This window comes from Hominilimicola fabiformis (assembly GCF_020687385.1).
Taxonomy (GTDB): Bacteria; Bacillota; Clostridia; order UBA1381; family UBA1381; genus Hominilimicola; species Hominilimicola fabiformis.
Genome location: NZ_JAJEQM010000001.1, coordinates 1 through 16,371, shown reverse-complemented (window position 1 = coordinate 16,371; position 16,371 = coordinate 1). Strand labels below are relative to the sequence as shown.

15 protein-coding genes, 1 tRNA gene, 1 rRNA gene and 1 pseudogene are annotated in these 16,371 nt (G+C 36.1%); 2 read left to right on the top strand and 16 right to left on the bottom strand.

Translation table 11 applies throughout. The annotated features are described in order from the left end of the window. Positions 1–9: 9 nt before the first annotated feature. The 5 genes from LKE05_RS00085 to LKE05_RS00065 all read right to left on the bottom strand — a co-directional run bounded on the left by LKE05_RS00085 (position 10) and on the right by LKE05_RS00065 (position 6,331). Positions 10–915, bottom strand: a complete 906-nt coding sequence (locus LKE05_RS00085; protein ID WP_308455603.1) for a carbohydrate ABC transporter permease — start codon at positions 913–915, stop codon at positions 10–12. 14 nt (positions 916–929) lie between these two features. Next, the gene (locus LKE05_RS00080; RefSeq protein WP_308455602.1) at positions 930–1,886 is read right to left on the bottom strand and encodes an ABC transporter permease; all 957 of its coding nucleotides are present in this window, start codon (positions 1,884–1,886) and stop codon (positions 930–932) included. Between the two features lie 14 nt (positions 1,887–1,900). Further along, positions 1,901–3,562 (bottom strand): extracellular solute-binding protein, encoded by a 1,662-nt coding sequence (locus LKE05_RS00075; RefSeq protein WP_308455601.1) that lies wholly within the window; start codon positions 3,560–3,562, stop codon positions 1,901–1,903. 44 nt (positions 3,563–3,606) lie between these two features. Continuing rightward, the gene (locus LKE05_RS00070; protein ID WP_308455600.1) at positions 3,607–5,766 is read right to left on the bottom strand and encodes a PT domain-containing protein; all 2,160 of its coding nucleotides are present in this window, start codon (positions 5,764–5,766) and stop codon (positions 3,607–3,609) included. 409 nt (positions 5,767–6,175) lie between these two features. Further along, positions 6,176–6,331, bottom strand: coding sequence for a hypothetical protein (locus LKE05_RS00065; RefSeq protein WP_308455599.1), 156 nt, complete (start codon positions 6,329–6,331; stop codon positions 6,176–6,178). Between LKE05_RS00065 and LKE05_RS14060 the strand changes: the two genes are divergently transcribed. Both LKE05_RS14060 and LKE05_RS00060 read left to right on the top strand, forming a co-directional pair. Next, complete coding sequence (locus tag LKE05_RS14060; RefSeq protein ID WP_373367862.1) at positions 6,263–6,673, top strand: transposase; 411 nt, start codon at positions 6,263–6,265, stop codon at positions 6,671–6,673. The genes LKE05_RS00065 and LKE05_RS14060 overlap by 69 nt on opposite strands. Beyond that, positions 6,633–6,794, top strand: a complete 162-nt coding sequence (locus tag LKE05_RS00060) for a transposase (protein ID WP_373367859.1) — start codon at positions 6,633–6,635, stop codon at positions 6,792–6,794. Before LKE05_RS14060 ends, LKE05_RS00060 begins: the two co-directional genes overlap by 41 nt. A 154-nt stretch (positions 6,795–6,948) precedes the next feature. On the opposite strand, the gene LKE05_RS00055 is transcribed toward LKE05_RS00060, so the two are convergent. The 11 genes and pseudogenes from LKE05_RS00055 to rrf all read right to left on the bottom strand — a co-directional run. Further along, positions 6,949–8,031, bottom strand: coding sequence for a recombinase family protein (locus LKE05_RS00055; RefSeq protein ID WP_308455702.1), 1,083 nt, complete (start codon positions 8,029–8,031; stop codon positions 6,949–6,951). Further along, positions 8,011–8,490 (bottom strand): annotated as a pseudogene (locus LKE05_RS00050) (recombinase family protein); the annotation flags it as partial. The gene LKE05_RS00055 and the pseudogene LKE05_RS00050, both read right to left, overlap by 21 nt. 58 nt (positions 8,491–8,548) lie before the next feature. Then, complete coding sequence (locus LKE05_RS00045) at positions 8,549–8,704, bottom strand: hypothetical protein (RefSeq protein ID WP_308455598.1); 156 nt, start codon at positions 8,702–8,704, stop codon at positions 8,549–8,551. A gap of 72 nt (positions 8,705–8,776) precedes the next feature. Beyond that, positions 8,777–10,780 (bottom strand): hypothetical protein, encoded by a 2,004-nt coding sequence (locus LKE05_RS00040; protein ID WP_308455597.1) that lies wholly within the window; start codon positions 10,778–10,780, stop codon positions 8,777–8,779. A gap of 426 nt (positions 10,781–11,206) precedes the next feature. Continuing rightward, a complete protein-coding gene (locus LKE05_RS00035) occupies positions 11,207–12,454 on the bottom strand; it encodes an S-layer homology domain-containing protein (RefSeq protein WP_308455596.1) in 1,248 nt (415 codons plus the stop codon). A gap of 128 nt (positions 12,455–12,582) precedes the next feature. Beyond that, positions 12,583–13,059, bottom strand: a complete 477-nt coding sequence (locus LKE05_RS00030; RefSeq protein ID WP_117968939.1) for a hypothetical protein — start codon at positions 13,057–13,059, stop codon at positions 12,583–12,585. Continuing rightward, positions 13,043–13,402: a MobC family plasmid mobilization relaxosome protein gene (locus LKE05_RS00025; RefSeq protein ID WP_117968938.1), complete on the bottom strand. Its 360-nt coding sequence runs from the start codon at positions 13,400–13,402 to the stop codon at positions 13,043–13,045. The genes LKE05_RS00030 and LKE05_RS00025 overlap by 17 nt, the downstream gene beginning before the upstream one ends. Positions 13,403–13,595: 193 nt before the next feature. After that, positions 13,596–14,663 carry a ParB N-terminal domain-containing protein gene (locus LKE05_RS00020; protein ID WP_308455594.1) on the bottom strand — a complete coding sequence of 356 codons (1,068 nt, stop codon included), beginning with the start codon at positions 14,661–14,663 and terminating at the stop codon, positions 13,596–13,598. A 5-nt stretch (positions 14,664–14,668) separates the two neighbouring features. Then, positions 14,669–15,694, bottom strand: a complete 1,026-nt coding sequence (locus LKE05_RS00015) for a replication initiator protein A (RefSeq protein ID WP_308455593.1) — start codon at positions 15,692–15,694, stop codon at positions 14,669–14,671. 446 nt (positions 15,695–16,140) lie between these two features. Next, positions 16,141–16,216 (bottom strand) — tRNA-Asn (locus LKE05_RS00010). A 79-nt stretch (positions 16,217–16,295) separates the two neighbouring features. Continuing rightward, positions 16,296–16,371, bottom strand: a 5S ribosomal RNA gene (rrf, locus tag LKE05_RS00005); the annotation flags it as partial.

The following is a 16,371-nucleotide window of genomic DNA, read 5'->3' as shown; positions in this document are numbered from 1 at the left end:
TCAATCACCTTATCCTTTCACTGCACCAATCATAACGCCTTTTGTAAAGTACTTCTGTACAAAAGGATACATAATCATAACAGGAAGAGTGCTGACAACAATGAGTGAATATTTCAAAACATCCGCCAAGCCCTGTTTGGAAGTCATAGTATCAAAATCAGTAGTCATTGCCGTATCAATCTGATTTGCCAGCAAAATATTTCTCAGCACAATCTGGAGCGGATTTAACTTTGCATCCGTAATATACAGAAATGCGTTAAAATAAGAATTCCAATGTGCTACGGCATAATAAAGGGTTATAACCGCAATTACGGGCTTTGAGAGCGGAAGCAGTATTTTCCAGAAATATGCTATATCGTCACATCCGTCTACTCTTGCCGCCTCCAAAAGTTCGCTCGGTATGCTGTTTTCCATAAATGTCCTTGCAATCATAAGATTATATACCGACATTGCCGTAGGCAAAATCATTGCCAGCGGTGAATTCATAAGACCTAATTTATTTACAACCATATATGTAGGTATCATACCGCCCGAAAAAATCATTGTAAATGTGAAAATAAAACTCCACATTCTTCTGTACGGCAAATCCTTTCTTGACAGAGGATAAGCCGCTATTAATGTCAGTGCCACATTAAGCATAGTTCCGAACAGAGTGTATAACACTGTATTTCTAAATCCGATAAGCACTTCATTTGTCTGAAATACCGCCTTATAGCCCTCCAAGCTAAAGTTAACGGGCAGTAAAAATACACGCCCCGCCATTACTGCCTCTTTAGAGGATAATGACGACGAAACTATAAATATAAGAGGCCAGAGAAGAATTATCAAAATCAACAGGATTACAGCATAAATAACCGCATAAAACAAAGTGTCCTGTTTAGATGTTTTTATACTTTTCTTTGCTTTAACGCTCATAATCTCTTACCTCCTTACCACAGACTTGTATCACCGTACTTATTGGCAAGCCAATTTACGGTCGAAACAAGAATAAAATTAATTATCGAATTAAACATACCTATTGCAGTAGCATACGAATAATTTCCTCCACTTGCCGATATACCCACCTTATACACATAAGTTGAAATAACCTCGCTTAATCTCAGGTTCACATCATTTTGCATAAGATATATTTTTTCGAAGCCCAAATTCATAACCTGACCTGCATTTATAATAAGCAGTAATATAATTGTAGGCATAATTGCAGGAAGGTCAATGCTTATTACACGTCTTAGCCTTGATGCGCCATCCATCTGAGCCGCTTCGTGTAAATCGGGTGATACTGACGAAAGTGCTGCCAGATAGATTATAGAGTCCCATCCCATGTTCTGCCACACACCCGACCAAACATACAGATGTAAAAATGAGGTTGGACTTGAAAGCAGGTCGGGCGCATTTGTACCAAACATCATCTTATAAATATTACCGTACAATCCGACAAACGGATTGAAAAATTGGTTAACCATTCCGACAAGTACCACTACCGAAATAAAGTGCGGAACATATACAATCATCTGCGTAGCTTTTTTAAATCTTTTATTTCTCATGATGTTAATACTCAATGCCAAGAGTATTGGTACAGGAAAACGTGCCACAAGCGAGTACACCGATGTAACCAATGTGTTTTTCAGTACACGTGCGAACTGGTATGAGCTGATAAAATTTTTGAAATGCTTCAATCCAACCCATGGACTTCCCCATACTCCCTTTGCCGCATCAAAATCCTTAAATGCTATTTGCAGTCCCATCATCGGTCCGTAAGCAAAGATAATAATGTACAAAAGAGGAAGAATCAAGAATAAAAACAGCTGCCAATGCTTTTTCAAATTTTCGATTAAGGATGTCCTCTTAATTGTGTGGGTTTGCAAAACTACCTTTGTTGTTTTCATAACGGCATATCCTCCTATTTATTGCATCTGTCATATGCTTTCTGCACAATATCAAGCATTTCATCAACACCTATCGCTTTCATTTCCTTGAGATAGTCCTCCCAACCGCTTTCAATATCCCAGTCTCCGATTATAAACCGTGCTACGCTGTCTTTGCGATAACTTGTAATGTTCTGCTGAATTTCATTGATAGCATTTATTTCATCCTCAGTGTAAATTATTTTTGTTATATATTCCTTAGGTTTCTTATCAAGATAGGATTGCAAATGCTCCGCAATTCTTGTTTCATATATATTGGAGCCACTGTCTACTGTAGCACAAGCAAGCTCATAACTGCGGTATGCGGGAGCGCCCTGCTGCCAATGAGAATTTTGTGGCGAGCCCCATGCTAATACAGGCTTGATTTTCGCCTTATATCCCATACTTTCGAACATGCCATGATCACCCTCTTCCGGTTCAATCCAATCCGTTCCCTTCTTACCAAATCTGTTCCAAATGGACATTTCTTCACTCATCATAATATCCCCTAAACGAAATGCTGCTTCAGGATACTGACAATTTTTTGTGATAAAGAATGAGTTTGTCGGGATACTTGCCGCATATACTGCATATCCCGTACCGTTATCCTGCGTAAGTGGTGCGAGAATATCATATCCTTCCGCTCTATCTGTTGCATTGATAAGATAGGTCGGTGCCATAGAGGTAAAGCAACCCACTTGCACGCCACTTGGGTTTTGTATTGTCTGTCTGGTCTGTGCACCATCAGAAGTAAAAGATGATGGAGAAAGCAAACCCTCTGTACAAAGCTTATTCAAATACTTTAATGCCTCTTTATACTCAGGCTCAACATAAGCCGCTTTAATTTTTCCATTCTCAGGATATAGATAATTGCTTTGAATATCAATTGGTTGGAACGCTGCTGCAATAAAGTCACAGAACCAGTTTTCTCCGCCGCTTGTAGCGCCGATAAACGGAATCTCATCTGCTAATCCGTTACCATTTGGGTCTTTCTCCTTAAACGCCTTTAAAACATTATAAAATTCGTCCAAAGTTTTCGGTTCTGAAAGATTTAGCTTTTCAAGCCACGGCTTGTAAATCCACATACGATATCCCAGCTCGTTTTGCAGGATTTTCTGATAACGCGGTATTACATAGATATTGCCATCAGCCATAGTAATCATATCCTTAAGATTAGTTTCTGCTTTTAAAACATCATTCAAATAATAAGCGGAATTATCATAGTATTGATTCAAAGATTTGATGAAACCTCTTGAACCATATCTCAAAATAGAACTGTCCTCCATAGGAACATTCACAATTATATCCGGCAAATCCTTACCGTCTGCTGCAATCATCAGTTCTACCTTTTGCTTTGCCTCTGCGACAGTTGACGGCAGATAAACAAATTCAATATCACAATTCATTTTTTCTTCAAGTGCTTTGGTATAAAGATTTTCGTCATAATCTGTAACTAATGCATCTTTGGGAATACCTACTGTCAGAGTAATTTTTTCTTTGCAAACAGGAAATTCTCCCGGTGGATTAAGATTTTCGTCCATCACATAAGCTTCGTTCGTTGTTGTAGCAACATTCTTTTTCTCTCCGCAGCCGCTAAGAACCGTAGCTCCGAGAGTGCAAATCAATAAAAATGATAGCAATTTACAAATCTTTTTCATAATTCTCCATCCTTTCATAAATGAAAATTTGTTATTTATCTTACTTATTCACCGCCGAGAGGTCCGAACGAATAACCGTTGTTAAGCGGTTTCATTTCGTGCAATTTCCACACAAACAGTTTAATTGTATATCTCTCCGTAGGAATAGGTGTAAAATCAAGGTTTAATTTATAATTACCGTTTTCTGTAATTTCCATAATTTTTGCCGTGACAAGCTGTCTGTCTGAATTATAGACAGCGGCTAAAACGCGCTCGCCGCCCTCAAATTTTTCCAGTGCAATGTCTGCCGAAACCTCTGCTCCGTTTTCTGTCAGTTTTGCCGACTGTTCGGGTGTCGAACTTACTGTCGGAGTTGCCGTTGGCTCTGTTATCGGTCCTGCTGTCGGGCTTGCCGTTGGACTTGCCGTTGGCTCTGTTATCGGTCCTGCTGTCGGGCTTGCCGTTGGGCTTGCCGTTGGCTCTGTTATCGGTCCTGCTGTCGGGCTTGTCGTTGGACTTGCCGTCGGGCTTGCCGTTGGTGTCGGAGTTACTTCAGCTATCTGTGAAAATTCAATGACGGTTTCCGCATCTTTAATATTGTAAATTCCGTTTTCTGTCTGCTGTCCGTTGCAGAATGCTATTTTCCCTTCCTCTGCTGTCAGATCAAGCGCTCCTATAGTATTATTGTCCAATATAGCAGTACCGCCATTTCCGGCCTTTACCAAATAATCATTATACGGCTTAAAAGTACCGCTCCAGCCGCTTACATCTCCTATTTTATCCTTCCATTTATCATAAGTACCATCAGCAAAAATCAAATACGAGTTTTCTGTTGTTAAATTGCTTGATGCACGGCTGGCAGCAAAAATTCCCGAATTGTCCTTGTTCCCGCTGCTTAAGCCCTCGCCTGTAATCAGACGTGCATCACCGCCAACCCAAACGGCAGTTGTGCCGTCAACATGAAAATTTGAATTCCATGAACCTGACCAATCATTATAGCAGCCGCCGTAAATGCGTCGTGTCACCTGTCCGCCTGATACGGCAATACGAGTATTTCCTGTCATAGTCTGACTCATTGAGCCACCGAATATTCCTTCAACGCTTCCACCGCTCATATTTATGTAAGTATCGCCTTCATATACTGTAGTTTTATCCACAGTACCGCCATACACATTCATAACTCTGCCACCGTCAATACTTATGTGTGTAGCTCCGCCTTTTATGTCCGTTCCTTTTCCCGAACCGCCACCGACTACATACGCAATCGCCGCATTATCCTTAATTGTTATATAGGTTTCTCCTGCTACTTCGGAACCGCTGTACGCACCTCCACCGAACACTCTTGAATCATAATAATTTTGCGAGCTGTCCTCTACGGAATATTCACTGTTTACCGTGCCTCCGATTACAATATGAGTATCGCCGTTTACAGGAGAATTCCAGCCACCGCCGTAAATGCGACGATAACGTCCGCTAAGAAGTGTCAAATCGGTACTCTCTGCAGTATTCCCAATCGAATTGCCTCCAAGAATATCAATTGGCTCTGTCATGGTCAGACCTTCACCCATTACAAGAGAATTTCCGCAGGCAAATATTCGGTTCGCCTTTTCATCCATGCTCGCTGCAGCCTTTGTAACAAACTTCAATTTTTCAAATTTTACCGGACCGCAAATCCTTAAAGATACGATTTCAGTTAAGTCAATACCTCCCTCAGTAACTCCCGTAATCGGATTTTGTCCTGTTACGGTCAGACTTTTTGAGGTATCCCAGCTTGAAACACGAACTGTGTCAAGCAATACTATTGTATCTCCGTCCTCCACAAGTTCAAATGCCTTTTGCATTGTGTTTACAGGCGAAGCTGCGCTTCCCGTTCCGTCTGAGCTTCCATTCATGCTTGATACATAAAAATATTTTCCCGTATCTGCATTTATCGGCAAATTGGAACGGAAAGTGTCCGTTTCCTGCATTATCGGAAGTTTCAAGCTAAAACTACCATCTGATTTTATTTTTTCCTGTGTTATGTAAGTGATATTCTCAGGAATTGGGTCGACAGCCGTATCATTATTTGACAGTACCATAGCAGTCAGCCATTTCCCTACATTCCTGTCCCCAAATGTGCCTGTGATTTCCAGCATCGCCGCCGATACCGGCAAGCTTCCTGATAATAACATTATCCATGCGACAATCACCGTTCCAATTCTTCTTTTGAGATGTTTTTGTTTCATGTTTTATCGCCTCTTTCCAATCTTGTTTTTCATATTCTAATTATATAAAATTCTAATATAATACGCTATAAGAAAAAACGGAAATTAGTAATAAGATTGCGAAAATTCTAGTTCCTATGCGGTCTGTGACACACAGACGTTAACTTAATATTAACAAATTCAACAAAAATATTATACTTGTTGTATGAAGAAAAATAGGCTGTATTATAAAAGTTGTGATAAATAAAAGCATAACAGCTTCATATCCTGTATAATGGAATTATCACCCAACCATTTAATGAGGAATTTGTTATGCTCTACATAAATTATACTCAAAATATCTTGGGTTTTCAAAGAATTTTAGTAAAAAAAATCACTTCTTCTCACTGTCTTGCTCTCATTGATATTCACAGAGTTCTTGATCTTCTCCCTAACAGAAGCCAAGTATTTTGTAAGCGATATGTAGTAGCAATACACCGATATTACCTTTGCCTTCTTCAAAAACGGCACTCAAGTTATTGACCGTTACCACTTTATCCGTCAAATGGTCTGGGCTTTCGATAAGGTAAGAAAACGGATACAACAAATCTACGGCAAAAAGTACCGCCTTTTATTCAAACACTCAAAACGGCTTCTCATAAAGCGAAATGTCAAGCTTAAGGATTGGAAAAAAGAACGGTCAAATTCTCTGCTTTACATATCTGATGAAATGCTTCAGGCGTACTATCTTAAGGAGCAATTCTATAAAATTATGGATGCCAATGACCGTCAAACAGCAAAGCAACTTATGTCTGACTGGATTTCATCCGCTGAAAGCTGTAATATTGAAGAATATAAGTATTGCGCTAAAACACTGCTGAATTGGCAGACCGAAATACTAAACTCCTTTGACGTCCGCTTATTCAAACAATTTTACCAAAGGCTGTAACAACAAAATCAAGGTCCTCAAGCGTAATGCTTACGGATACCACAATTTTAAAATAAGGTTTCGCAATCGTATCCTGCATATGTTCAGCTACAAAAACGACCTTGCAAAACAAGGTCGTTGATATACATTCATATATGGGTGATTTCCCATTCCACAGATTTCACCACAACTATTGACATAGAAAAAAAACATCCACAAACATTTCTTGTTTGTGGATATCAAAATGGCTCCTCCAGTGCGGAGCCATTTTGAAGGACACTCTTTTGATAGTGTTACTATTTATTTACTTTTACATTAGGTACATTCAAGTAAACGATTACATTTTCTTGATTTACTATTATTTTATTTACTATAAGATACACCAACTCTTTTAAGTAAGGAGCTGACCTCTCTTTTAACATTTTTCTGAAGTTTATCAAAAATAAACCTATTTCTTGTTCAGATAAACTTTTACGTTTTTCTTTTGCCAAATTTTCAATTTGTAATTGAATTTCGGCTTTCTGTTGTTCTAATGATGTAAGTTTCTCTATCAATGTTGAAGAACTGGCTATTGTAATAACGTCTGCAATTCTAAAAAGTTCTTTATCTATATTTCTTACTTCTTTTTTCAGAACCTCTATTTCTGATTGATGAGAATTTTCTACACGTTCCAAACACAATTTATAAATACAATGTTGTTGTTTATGACTGAGATGTGATATATAGTTATCTACAATTTTCAATACATACTCTTCTAACCAATCACGATTTACACAATGATTTTTGCATTTATAGTTAGAATTTCGTTTTCGACAACATATATAGGATAAATACACATTTCCTCTGCTATTGGTTGTTCGCTTGCCGACATAGCTCCCTCCACATTCACCGCATTGAACCTTACCGGAAAGCAAGTATTCTTCTTTAGCACGATTAGTATGGGCATTTTTTCTACTGTTCAAGATTATTTGAACATTGTTCCAATCTTCTTTTGATATAATCTCTGGAATCATATTTTCTACTTTTATTATTTCACTTTCAGGTTTATACTTATGGCGTGAACGTGCTCCAGTAAATTCATCTCTACTTTCCATCTTGTTATAGACAAAAGTTCCTGTATATTTTTCATTTCTCAAAATTTCATACAGTGAATTACGAGTAAACATTCTTTTACGCTTAGTACGATAACCCAATGAATTAATTCCCGCTATAATATCAGTGTATGATTTTCCCTCAAGAAACCACTGATAAATGAGTTTTACACCTTGTGCTTCAAATTCATTTATCTTGTAGAAATTTAATGCGTCCAGTTCATAGCCCAACGGTGGAGTTCCTCCGCAATGTTTTGCTTTCAAGGCATTTTCGGTTAAGCCTTTCATTGTTTCACGAGCCAAATTCTTTGAATAAAACTCTGCCATTGATTCAATGATACCTTCCAGCAAACAACTTTCAGGCGTATCATCAAATTGTTCCGTAGTGCTAATCAGATATTTTTTGTTTTTTCTCAATTCCACACGATATGCTACACTATCCATTCTATTTCTGGCAAACCTGTCTAATTTATGTACTAAGACAAGTTGCCAACCTTTTTGTTTTTTTTAATCAGCTATCATTTGTTGAAATTGTTGTCTATCATCTCGCTTTGCACTTTGTGCCTCATCGGCATAAACTTTATCAATAATAATATTATACTCTTGAGCCCATTTTCTTATCAATCTTATTTGTGCGTCAATAGATTCACTTCTCTGATTGTCCGAAGAATATCGAGTATATATAACTGCATGAAGAACTACAACTTTCAATCTTTGTTTAATTTTTTCTAAATAGTTTTCTATCATAATCCACACTCCTTTTGAGTGTACATCTGATATATTCTATTGTCCCTACTCTTGTATACTATGAAGTATATCCTAAACTATCACTTTTGTCAACCATTATATTTTCTGTTTTCATTAATATTTCTGCCAAAAGTTTAGTAATTTCTTTTTCATATTGTCCTACTTCTTCAGAAATTTCATTTTCTTTTATCACTATTGTTCTTTCTACTTTCATCTTAATTTTCCTCCTTTGAATTTTTGAAAAAGTGAGAATAGTCCGATAGACCATTCTCACTAATTCTTAATATTAGTATGTTGATGTAGTATAAGCGTCCTCATACATATCACCATTTATAATAAAAGTTTTTTCAACGGTTGTACACCATTCAGTACCGTCTACACCGCCACCATAAATATCAAAAGCAATTTTATGCCTTTTAGGCTCTTCTTTTGTTCCGCTTAACCATAAGTCCGTATATAGTTTACTTTCGTTTACAATGTTATTATAAGGAGCAGAGAATGTAGCAGATGTACTATTACTTGATACTTTATTCATATCAACCATACTACCTTGAATAAAATCACCGTCAAAGGTTTTTGATGTCCAACCAAGACGAGCGGTGGCTTTAGCCGGTGGTTTTGGTTTGTCCGATGGTGTTCGTGTTCCTAAGCGTTGAGAACAGGAATAGCTTTTCTGTGCATTGGTTTGCTCATAGCTTATACTCGTTTTGATTTCTGCGTCAAGTCCATAACCGCTTTTTATTGGGTCAGGCGATAATTTAATACTGTCTACTTTTAATTTTGCCTTATATGTGTATGTGTGATAACAAGTGTGACTTTTTCCGTCAGTAGTTGAAACGGTATGCTTTGTCTGTTCTTGCCAAACAATAGTATTTGTATCACTATCACAAATAGACGGGTCAATAGGCACTGTTTCTATTTCATCATCAGGTACTTCATCATTACTCGGAGGACGATTTTCACTATCAGGATTAGGTGTTTCAGTCGGAGTTTCAATAGGTGTATCAGGTCTGACGTATATTTCAAGCGTTTTATTCGGTGTATTTGGTGATAAATCTATGTTGGCATATGCTGATGTATCTTCGATTATTTTTTCACTATTTGAGCCGTTTATGACTCTATATCGCTCATATATGTATTCTGTTTCCGAATTATCAATGATTGCTTTACCCGAATTATCAGCCAATACATATGTTTTGGTTATACTATCAGACTCTCCAAAAGGTATTGATTCAGTATCTTCAAAAATCACTTCACCTGTGATACTGTTTATAAATCTTTTTGTTACTGTTCCGTGCAAGTCCAATCCAAGCGACACCTTAAACGGAAACTTAAAATTATATCCGACTGCTCCGCCATAACTGTAATACCATAAATCACCTTTTTGCTTATATTGTTGTCCTATACGAATAAGATTACTGTCAAGCGTATCACTTTCAACTGTGCCTACCCACGTTCCCTCTTGATTAATTTCTCCAGCCTCAAAGTTTGGATAAACCATATTGTTTGGTATTTTTCCTTTTTCTAATATATCACCGTAACCAAAACTTTGACCGTAAATATATTTCGGGTCGTTACCCTCAACCACTTCCAAAGCTCCGTAATGCTCATTAGAGCCGCCTTCATATCCCCACATAGAGAATATAACGGAGCTATACGGATAGCACGCTTTAGGTAATTTTTTATTTGGCATATTAGGCAATACTTTTTCTTCAATATTCAAGTCATTATCTTCTCCATCAATCAAATGGAATTTAGGACTGAATTTCATTTCAATTCGGCAAGTGTCACCATCTCGATATACACGATAACCTATATCGCCATCAAATAGCTTTTCTGCTTTTTCACTGTTTGAATCGCCCTCAACATCCGCATCGATGTCAAACTTGAATTTCAAGTCAGGTAAATCTTCATCTATATGGTCGTATATGTATTGACGTATGTTTTCATCAGGAATGTTTACAACATCAACACTTGCCACTACATATTTTTTGTCCATATCACCACGCCATATTTTTATGACATCATCATCTGATAATTCATCACCATATATACTTTTCCATATCGCATTATTATTTGCCGGAGATGTTTTATTTACATATCGCCAAAACGGAATATTTCCGCCCACAATTACAGAATTGACATCAGTGGTTTCCATATCTCTGTTCCAAGACCAATCTACCTTTGTATATCCGTCAAGTTCATCTGCATTTACAATATAACTTGAGGCTATGGCAGAAAAGACAACCGTAAATATCATTGTTAAAAATATTATTGTTTTTCTTTTCATATTCATTTTTCCTTTCTCTGTAATAAAAAAAGTGCAGATATGAATACTGCACTTTGATTTTACTTTTATGTTACGTTTGCTTTGAATTGTTGAATGTTGTATGTTTTTAATATATAATGCTCTTGTCGGAGTAATCCGCAGTTAAAGGCAAGACAGAAAACAGTGTAAAAGCTGGACGGTTATGCCACCAACTATCCCACATTATCGGTCGGGAGAGGAGGTGGTTGATATGGATAATGAATTCATAATTTCTTTTATGATTATTCTTCTACTCTTGGTAGTTTCCATAAAAAAATAACGCCAGCCCGCTAAAGCAGCGTTATTTTTCAAAAATAAACTCTTTGGCATAACCGTTTGAAGTCTTGCCTTTTTCTATTATCATTATATATCTATTATTTCATTTTGTCAATGATTAATACAATACTTTTACCATTCAACCGTATATCGAATTTCTCCATCAAAGTCCTTTATATAATCCTTATAACCTTGACCTTGTACCCATTCAAAATTAGTACGAATATTATTGAATGATACTTCAGGTTTATCAAGTCTTTCTAACGAAAGATTAGCACCATTATCAATAAATATACCAGATGTAAAGCTATTGCTATTAAGCGGCAATACTTTTATTGAAATTTGCTCTAAAACCTTTATATCATTAAATTCATATGTTCCCGATTTATCTATATAATAGCTCTTCATCATTGTAAAATCATAATCTTTATCAATGTCCCAATAGGCAATCTCAATAGCCCATCTTTGACTTTCAGGAAGATAATCAGGAACTGTAAGCGTTATTGTATCGCCGTCATATTTGATTGACTGTAATACCAAATCTTCAAACATCATAGCTTTTGAACGACTTAATGTTTTTGTTGAAATATTACCACCATTCACAACAGCCTCATCATATATTGCTTGAGAAATACTTATATCTGACATACTTACTTGATACTGCTCCGGAACGTCTGTTCTCAACGGCTCTGTCCAAGTAACCTTTCTTCCGAAATAGTCATATAGCGTTTCATCGGAATTAATTCTCTCATTTTTATCAATTAATCGTACAAGTACCGATGACGCTTCCGCTCTCGTAAGCAATCCGTCATCTCTGAAAGTGCCGTCATCATAACCGCTTAAAATACCTTTTGCATAAGCTTGAAGAACATAAGGCTTATATTCTTCTTTCATTCTGCTATAATCTTTAAGTTTTGTAATGTAGGTTGAAGTATCGGCTACTGAATCTTCCTTGAGATATTCAACCGCACGAGTAATAACCTTAGCCATTTCACCACGATTACAAGGAATTCCTACAAGTTTGAACATTGTATCTTGTTCTGTTATTAAGCCCAGTTCAAATGCCTTGTCAAGATACGGAACAGCCCAAGAGCTCCACTTACTGTTCCAAGTATTTTTAACTGTCGGTGCATTACTTTCGTTAAGCTCTCCGCATATTAAACAAACAACTGTTTTTATAAATTCTTCTTGTGTAATTTGATTATCAGGTCTGAACGTACCATCTTCATATCCTGAAAACGCATTAAGTTCAGAAATCTTATTTACATAGCTTGCATACCAAGCCGATTGGTTTACATCAGAGTAATCTGCCGCTAATGCAGAACTACAAGATATAAGCGTTACTGCAGATAGAAATGTTGCTAAAATTCTCTTTTTCATAATAAAATCCTCCTTTGTTCTATATCTTTTATTAACTATATTATGCCATATTTGTGTTATTCTGTCAAGATGTTTTTCTGGTTTTTATCTTGTTTTTCGACTGATTTTGCTTTCTTTTTCTGACATATTCAATCATCTGTTCTTATGTTGTTTGAACTTAGTTTAAACGGAATATCAAAGCTTTTTGGAAGAATACTTCTAACAGTAACAGGTTGCATTCTTATTCTGCCGGTAATCGAATATTTAGCCGGTGATTTTTGTATATCTGTTTCATCAATGATTATCTGATATTGAAAACTTCCGTCATCGGCATATTTCTCATATTCATCATTCAATTTCATATCTTCGGTCAGATATGTTTTGAATTCTCTCTGTGCTTTCTGCGTATCCATAACAGAGTTATGCTGCACCCAATCCATATCTTGAACAGCCATAGTAACCGATATATTTAAAGCTCGAGATATATCGGTTTCTACACTTTCCTTAATCGTGAATATGTGATAATACTCCATTGTTATAAACAAGGCTATTCCAAAAATGAATATTGCAGTTATAAAACCAATGCCCGAAAAAGCTGGTTTTTTTAAGCTAAATGCGTTTTTCAAAACTCAATCCACCTCGATTATTCTTATTCCTTATTGCCTCTCTTAACTTGTATAGTTCTTTCCAAGCCTTTGTAATAGCCTCTTTTGTTTCTTCAAGATTTACACACTCAAGCTTACCCATATTGCAAAGTATAGCAATTTGATTAACATTTACACCGATGTGTCTAAGTTCAGATGTAAATTCTTTGATTTCTTTACTCGGCAATATATAAACGTGTGAATTTCGTATTGCACGTCTTACAAATTCACTTTTTGTAATCTTTAATAGTGCCGCCTTTTCCTCTATTATCTCGAGGTCCTCCTGTGCTACTCTCATTTTCAAAAATGCCGGATATTTTCCCACTTTAAATCAACTCCTCTTTTATTCAATCATATCTGTTTTTTGGGTTTGGGCTATGCCCAATTTTCACACAATTTTATATTGTGTTTTTTGCCTTTGTACATACAAAGGCGTATCTTGCCATACCATTTTTAACTCAAAATTGAGTTAAAAAGCGGTCTGTAAAATAGCAGAAAATAAATAGATAAATTCACCGCTATTTTTGATTATTTAGCAAATTTATTATATTATTTTTAATATCATAAACAGACTTATCGGGATAAAAAGTCTTTATTTCTTGCCATACGTCCATACTTGCCTCAACATCTGAAGCAATTACATCTTGAGAAACAGTCGGCGGATAATATTTTGACAGAAATTTAGGCTTTATTGTAAATGACTTTAGCTTTTGTGTCACTGACTTTCCATATCTCCCCTCAAAAACTTCAACTGCGTTAATTCTGTCAAGTTTATGGGCTTTTGAGAGTTCTCTAAGCTGTTGGGCTTTATGTTCGTCAAGATGATAGCTGTATTCATCTATGATTTTAGCAATAAGCTCTTGTTCAAAGGAAGATAAGTAAGACATTTCAACTCCGGCACGCACCGGAATTTGTTTATTGTCAATAAATTTTTTTAATTGCGGTAACAGTGTATCAATGCGGATTAGTCTTGCAATAGTATTCTTTGATACCCCATATTTATCTCCAACTATTTCGACCGTTTTTAACTTGTTCCCCACTGGGGTACAAGTTTCTAAATCCGCACCATTACTGAATATTTTAAGATTTTGTTCTATGTTTTTTATCAAATCCGAACGCTTACCTTGTCGCTTGTTTACGGCTACATCAAGTGCGTATATATGAGCCTGTTGAGATATTGACATTTCAGAAATGCTACGTTGATTAGTATTACTATCAAGCATTATCATCAATGCGTCATCATCAGTTAAATCGGTTAATACAATGCAAGGCACTGTTTCAAGCCCTATTGCTTTAGCGGCGTTATTACGGTTATGACCTGCTAAAATTTGATATGTATTATCATCAAGCATTCTAATGAGCAATGGTGTAATCATTCCGCAAGCTTTAATACTGTCTGCTAAATCTTCAAATCTTTCACCGCTATAAAGCTCAAAAGGGTGATTTGGAAACGGTTTTAGTAAATCAACAGGCAAATGGACAATCTTGTTATTATCAAAGCTGATTGTTGGTATAGCCGCTTGTTTTTCTTTTTCCATTTTTTCAAATTGTTCAATCATTTTTGTATAATCTTTTTTTATTTGCATTGCTTTTAACCTCCTGACTCGTATATATCACTGTTTATCATATTTTGTAATACTATTTCTGAGGTAAGCGGAATATTGTATAATGTGCTTATCCAATATGCTTTTGGATTTTTAATTCTCTGAATTTTACGAGAATATGCAAGCAAGCATATTTCAAGTTTTTGTGCCGTTATTTGCCGAAATCTATTTACAACCGCATTATACTCAATAAAGTCACCCTCAATTTTGTATTTCGGACGATATACAGTCATAACTTCAGCCATAATATTTACAACTTCATCAACAATATCACGTTCAGCGTGATTAATGAGATAGTCATAATCAATTTGCTTTTTTATTTCATCTACTGTTTTTGTATATCTATCAATCCATTCTTCTTCAGTTTGAGTATCACTATTCTGTATATTATAATTATCTTGATTGATAGGATAGATATAATTAATATCAGTATTATTAATATCAGTATTATTACATTTCGATTTTCGAAAGTCTTGTTTTTCGATTTCCGAAAGTCCTGACTTTCGATTTTCAAAAGTCTTATTTTTCGATTTCCAAAAGTCTTGACTTTCGATTTTCGAAAGTCTTGTTTTTCGATTTTCGAAAGTCTTGACTTTCGATTCTTGAAAGTCTTGACTTTCAATTTCCGAAAGTTTTGTTGAACGTGCAGTATCTTCAAGCTCATAAAACTTTTTAAGATATATTATTGCAGGTTTGCCTTGTCCTTGTTTTACTCTTTCAATAAGTCCGATACCTTTTTCACTATCAAGTTCTGTAAGCATTTTTGTAGCTTTTTCTGTTCCGCAGCACATCTGCTCCATAACATCATTCGTAGTAAAGAAAATATATGCTCTGTTATCATCATCAAGCCAGCCATTACGAATTGATAAACTCATTCGGTCAAGCATAAGACCGTAAAGTAGCTTAGCACTGTCGGATATTTTTTTGAAGTGAGGCGACGTTATAAGAATTTTTGGTATTCTGTAAAAAGTAAATTGCTCTGCCTCATTGCCATAAAAATAATCAAATTGCATATTCAACCCTCCTTTAAAAAATTTGTATTTTCCGGAAATTAAGTAAGACGTGGGACGTCACATTATATCTTGAGATATACTCCGTCTTCATTGTGACCGAGCGGCGAATTACCGAAGTATCATTATTACCGATTTTCGAGTTGTGGCAAAGAGTTTCCCACATTCTTTTTCTTCTTGTACATTATTCGCCAATGCGTGTACAGCAGACGGCTCGTCGAAAATCTTGTTTACTTAATTACCTTTTCTTCAGTTTTATATGATGTGTTCGATTATTCAAAAGGACACATTAGAAACGTCTGAAAGACATTTCTAATCTATCATTTTGATATAAAAGTTTGTAACAAAAAAGGGAGCAATAGTATCAGATGTACGCTTACATCGTTTACTATTACTCCCTAATTTTGAAAAGTAAATAAAAAATGACCTACAAAAGTAGGTCATCAAATTGGCTCCTCCAGCTGGGCTCGAACCAGCGACATCATGATTAACAGTCATGCGCTCTGCCAACTGAGCTATAGAGGAATATCTTCTTTAGCTTTCGCTAATTTTTTCTTTAAACACCAAAGATAACGACTTTTGTCGTTATCTTCAGCATTCTTCGTTCCGGCAACTTTCTACTTTCCCAGGCAGTCACCCACCAAGTATCATCGACGTTAAGGAGCTTAACTTCTGTGTTC